This is a genomic window from Dictyobacter arantiisoli, assembly GCF_008326305.1.
Taxonomy (GTDB): Bacteria; Chloroflexota; Ktedonobacteria; order Ktedonobacterales; family Ktedonobacteraceae; genus Dictyobacter; species Dictyobacter arantiisoli.
Genome location: NZ_BIXY01000158.1, coordinates 1 through 6177 on the forward strand (window position 1 = coordinate 1; position 6177 = coordinate 6177).

Genomic DNA, 6177 nt, shown 5'->3' on the forward strand with positions numbered 1-6177 from the left:
CTCGGATGCAGATCATGGAGCGGTGCCGATCGGTCGTCCGATTGCGAATACGCAGTTGTATGTGCTGGATGCCTGGTTCCAACCCGTCCCGATTGGCGTTCCAGGCGAGCTCTACATTGGGGGCAGCGCGCTGGCTCGTGGCTATACCCATCCCGACCTGACGGCGGAACGCTTCCTTCCTCATCCTTTCAGTACCGAGCCGGGAGCCCGCCTCTATCGGACGGGCGATCGGGTGTGGTATCGGGCCGATGGCACCCTGCAATACCTGGGGCGGATCGATCAGCAGGTCAAACTGCGCGGCTTTCGCATCGAGTTGGGAGAGATTGAAGCCGCCCTGCTGGCGTATCCGGCTATTCGCGAGGCGGTCGTCGTGGTACGAGATGATCCCCCCATCGGGAAACAGCTGGTGGCGTATCTGGTGGGACACCCCGAGCAGTCGCTGATCATCGACAAGATCCACGCCTTCTTACAAGGACGCCTGCCCTCCTATATGCACCCCGGAGCCTGGGTTTGTCTGGACGTGCTACCTTTGACCCTGAATGGCAAAGTGGATCGACATGCCCTGCCAGCACCAGCAGAACAACCGGAGGCCGAAGGTCAGACACGAGAGGGAGCCCAGACCCCCCTGGAAGAACTGGTCCTGGGAACGTGGAGCGCGGTGTTGGGCCGGCAACAGGTAGGACGACACGACAATTTCTTTGCGCTCGGTGGTCATTCACTCCTGGCGACGCAATTGATGACCCGGCTCCGCGCTATGTTCAACATTGAGCTCCCCCTGCGCACCGTGTTTGAAACCCCAACCGTCGCGGGCCTGGCGCACACAATCAAGCAACGTCTCACGCAAGAGCACACGCTCTCGGTGCCGCCACTGCTGGCCGGGACACGTCCCCTGCAACTTCCACTCTCCTTCGCCCAGCAGCGCCTCTGGTTTTTGGATCAGTTAGAACCAGGGAGTGCCGCCTATCTGGTTCCCAGCGCATTACGTATGCAGGGAACGATCGATATCTGGCGGCTGGAGGAGAGTCTACACGCTCTCATCCAGCGCCATGAGAGCTTACGCACGACGTTCGCCGAGCACGATGGACAACCGCTACAGGTCATCCATGCTACCAGACCGGTCCGGTTACCCCTGATCGACCTCCAGGGACTCGATCCAGAGCGACGAGAGCGGGAGGCACACTACCTGGCCGAGCAAGAAGCACAACGCTCCTGTGACTTGACACAGGGACCGTTGCTCCGCACATCCATCCTGCGCCTGGAACGAGAAGAGCATATCCTCTTGCTCACGCTGCACCATATCATCACCGATGGCTGGTCCAATGGAATATTAGTGCGCGAGTTAACTGACCTCTACCGTTCATTTGTCGCTGAACAGCCATCATCGCTGTCTCCGCTGCCGTTCCACTATGCCGATTATGCTCTCTGGCAACGGCAGTGGTTGCAAGGGGAAGTGCTGGAAGCCCAGATGGCCTACTGGCGTACACAGTTGTCAGCAGCGACTCTTCTCGATCTACCCACTGACCATCCCCGTCCAGCCATACAGAGTTATCGAGGTGCGAGCTTGACGTGGCAGTTGCCGATCTCTCTCTCTGAGAATTTGCAGATGTTGAGTCGGCAACAGGATGTGACGCTGTTCATGCTACTGCTGGCTTCATTCCAGGTATTACTGATGCGCTACAGTGGACAGAGTGATATCAGCGTGGGAACGCCGATTGCCAATCGTCAGCATGAAGAGATTGAAGGCGTGATGGGCTTCTTCGTCAACACCCTGGTACTACGCACCGACCTGTCAGGTAGTCCCACCTTTCAGCAGGTACTCCAACGCGTGCGTGAGGTTTGCCTGGGAGCCTATGCCCACCAGGATCTCCCTTTTGAACTCCTCGTAGAGTCGTTAGAACAGGTACGCGATCTCAGTCGTTCCTCACTTTTCCAGGTCATGTTCGTCTTACAAAACGCTCCCGGTGGACAAAGTGAGGTTGCGGGTATCCATATGCATCCGCTGGAAGTACAGCAGACACAGAGCAAGTTCGATCTGACTCTCTTTGTTGAAGAAACGGAGCGAGGCTTCTCTGGTACTGTAGAGTACAGTACTGAGCTCTTTGAGCCAGAGACGATCCAACGTCTGCTCGGTCACTGGCAAGTGCTCTTAGCGGCCATCGTTGAGAATCCAACTCAAGGCATAGAAGATATGCCCCTCTTGACCCAGAATGAACGCGAACAATTGCTAATCCAGTGGAATCAGACAGTTGCTCTCCCTGTTCTACCATTGACGCTTCACGAAAGCTTTGAGCAACAAGTTGAACGCACTCCTGAAACTATCGCGTTGGTTTATGAAGAACAACACCTGACCTATCGAGAACTCAATGCAAGAGCAAATCAACTGGCACATTATCTACACCTGCATGGAGTAAGCCTGGATCAACCGGTGGGACTATTCATGCCACGCTCGCTTGAATTATTGATAGGCCTGCTGGGTGTTCTTAAGGCTGGCGGTGCCTATGTGCCATTCGATGCTTCTTACCCCCTCCAGCGCTTGACCTTTATGTTGCAAGATGCTAATCCAGCTCTTTTACTGACTCAACAGGCGTTCCTGCCGCATGCCCGGGCATTGATAGAACCTCTGTCTGCATCGGTACCTCTCCTCTGCCTGGATCAGCCGCCTGAGGAACTAAAGCAGCAATCAATCGATAATCTTCATGTGGGCTGCCTTCCAGAAAACCTGGCCTATGTGATGTATACGTCTGGCTCAACCGGACAACCAAAAGGAGTGGCATTGCCGCACGAAGCACTGCGCAATCTCTTTGACTGGCACGAGCAAGACTGCCCGTTGCAGCCAGATACGGTTGTCTTGCAGTTTGCTCCCATTAGCTTCGATGCCTCCTGTGAAGAACTCTTTACGACCTGGCAACGGGGTGGCAAGATTGTCGAGCTCAGTAGCGATGAAATGCGCCGCGATCCTGAAACATTGCTGGCCTTAATGGAACGTGAACAGATAGAACGTTGGTATGTTCCTTACGCTGGCTTGCAAAATATGGCGCTATGGGCAACCCAACAATCTCAACCATCCAGAGTACAATTACAGACAATCATCACGGCAGGTGAACAGCTACAAGTGACGCCTGCGATCGTAAACTGGCTACAGCACATGCCAGGTTGTACGCTCCATAACTACTATGGACCAACCGAGAGCCATGTGGTCACTGCTCATGAACTGCATGGTGAGCCTGCTCATTGGCCACTATTCCCACCAATTGGACGCCCGATCAGTAATACACAGATCTACATATTAGATCGCAACTTGCAATCGGTACCCATCAGAGTGGCAGGAGAGCTCTACATTGGAGGCATCAATCTCGCACGTGGATATATACACAAACCAGATTTGACGGCGGAACGCTTTGTTCCGCATGTATGGAGTCAGGAACCAGGAACGCGCCTCTATCGTACCGGAGATTTAGCGCGCTACCGTCCTGATGGTTCAATTGAGTTTCTGGGACGCGTGGATCAGCAAATAAAATTGCGTGGTTATCGCATTGAACCAGGCGAGATTGAGACTGTATTGCAGACACATCCAGCGGTACAGGAGACGGTTGTAGTCCTCCGAGAGGATACGGCGGAAGAAAAATCCCTGGTAGCATATGTTGTCGTACGACCGGAAACGTATCCAGGCCAGGAGGAACTCCGTCGGTGGCTGGGTCAGCAAGTACCTGACTATATGGTTCCAGCCAGTCTGGTTTTCCTGGATGTTCTGCCTCTGACGCCTAGTGGCAAACTGGATCGGCGGGCATTACCTACTCCAGACCAACAGATACTTCACGATGGCGTGGTAATTGAACCACGCACTCCCCTGGAAGAATTGGTTCGTGCGATCTGGGCAGATCTGCTCCATTTGCCACCATCGCAGATAAGTATTCACGATAATTTCTTTATGCGGGGCGGCTATTCGTTGCTGGCTACGCAAGTGATCTCACGTCTACGCCAACGTGTGCAAGTAGCGGTACCTTTACGCTATCTCTTTGAGGACCCAACTGTGGTAGGCCTGACTCAACGCATCGAGCAACTCTTACGCCAGGAAGAAGCGTTGCCTATGCCACCGCTACTGGCTGGTCCACGTCCTCAGAAGCTTCCCCTCTCCTTCGCGCAACAACGCCTCTGGTTCCTGGATCAGTTTGAACCAGGAAGTACGACCTATCTTGCACCTGTCGCGTTACACATCGAGGGGATCATAGATATTCAGCATTTCGAACAAAGTCTCCATGCAATAATCGCCAGACACGAAAGCCTGCGCACAACCTTTGTCGAGCAAGATAGACAACCGTTACAGGTCATTCATACAACTGGGACGGTCAGATTCCCGGTGATAGACCTGCAAGGGCTCGCTCCGCAGCAACGGAAGCAGGAGGCACGACATTTGGCCGAACAAGAAGCACAGCGTCCCTGTGATCTGGTTCAGGGTCCACTTCTGCGCACTGCAATCCTGCGCCTGGAACGCGCTGCACATGTGCTCTTGTTGACGCTGCATCACATCATCACCGATGGTTGGTCCAATGATGTGCTGGTCCGGGAGCTAACCACCCACTACCGTTCGCTCACCGCTACCGGACACATAGCATCGCTCCCTCCATTGCCACTGCAGTATGTGGACTATGCTCTCTGGCAGCGGCAATGGTTACGGGATGAAGCATTAGATGCGCAGGTGGCCTATTGGCAAAAACAGCTCGCAGATGTTCTCCCCCTCGATATGCCCACGGACCATCCTCGTCCGCTCAGGCAAAGCTATCGAGGTGCAGCTCTGGCCTGGCAGTTGCCGGAAACGATGTCAGCAGGCTTAAATGATCTGAGTCGACAACACGATGTGACCCTATTTATGCTGCTCCTGGCTTCATTCCAGGTGTTACTGATGCGCTATAGCGGACAGAGCGATATCAGTGTCGGAACACCCATTGCCAATCGTCAACACACTGAAATCGAAGAGATTATCGGATTCTTCGTCAACACGCTGGTGCTGCGTACTGATCTCTCTGGTAACCCCACCTTCGTCCAGGTACTCCAACGTGTACGCGAGGTCTGTCTGAGTGCCTATGCCCATCAAGATCTTCCCTTTGAGAACGTTGTGGAGGCGATCTCAGGGGAGCGCGATCTGAGCCGCTCCCCGCTCTTTCAGGTCATGTTCGTTTTACAAAATACCCCCCACGAGCAGTATGAGGTGTCTGGGGTACAAATGAGCCCGTTGGAGGTAACCCATACAGTCAGTAAGTTTGATCTGACTCTCTTTGTCAATGAGACCGAGCAGGGTGTGGCTGGCACGCTGGAATATAGTACCGAGCTCTTTGAGGCCGAGACAATCCACCGGCTGCTTGGTCACTGGAAGACCGTATTGGAGGCGGTGCTGCAGCATCCCCAGACCCCCATTTGCGCGTTGCCACTGCTGACGACCGACGAATATGCGCTCATGCTGAACCAGTGGAATGCGACCCAACACGCTGATCCGCAACCTCTGTGTCTCCATCAGCGCATTGAACAACAGGTGCAACTGACTCCCGACGCCATTGCCCTCGTTTTCGAGGAGCAATTGCTCACCTATGCAGAACTCAATCGACGGGCCAATCAGCTCGCGCACCACCTCCAGCAACAAGGGATCGGTCCAGAGGCGGTCGTCGGCGTCTGTCTGGAGCGCTGTCCCGACATGGTCATCGCCCTGCTAGCCATTCTCAAAACGGGGGGAACCTATCTCCCCATGGACCCGGGCTATCCCGTGCAACGCCTGCAGTATCTCATCCACGATGCTGCTCTCTCGCTCGTGCTCTCTCATGCCTCGCTGCAGGATCGCCTTCCTGGCCTTCCCGCAGCGACGAGCCGTCTACTCTTGCTGGATCGCGCAGCAGCACGCTGGCGGCAGGAAGCTGACGACAATCTGACCACGGCCATCCCTCTGGACCAGCTGGCCTACATCATGTATACCTCTGGCTCGACCGGGCAACCCAAGGGGGTGATGATCTCTCACCGGGGATTGAGTCACTATGTGGCCTGGAGTCGGCAGCATTATGCACAGCGGCAGGCGATCGACTCCGTTGTGCATACCTCGGTGGGCTTTGATCTCACGGTGACCAGCCTGTTTGTGCCGCTGGTGACCGGGGGAAAGGTACGCCTGCTCCCAGAGGCTCCCGGCATTGACGC

General features: G+C 55.0%; 1 protein-coding gene. It reads left to right on the plus strand.

All coding sequences use genetic code 11. The features are described from left to right. Nucleotides 1-6177: non-ribosomal peptide synthetase (locus F1593_RS26960; protein ID WP_149404649.1), on the plus strand; the 6177-nt coding region annotated here is incomplete at both ends.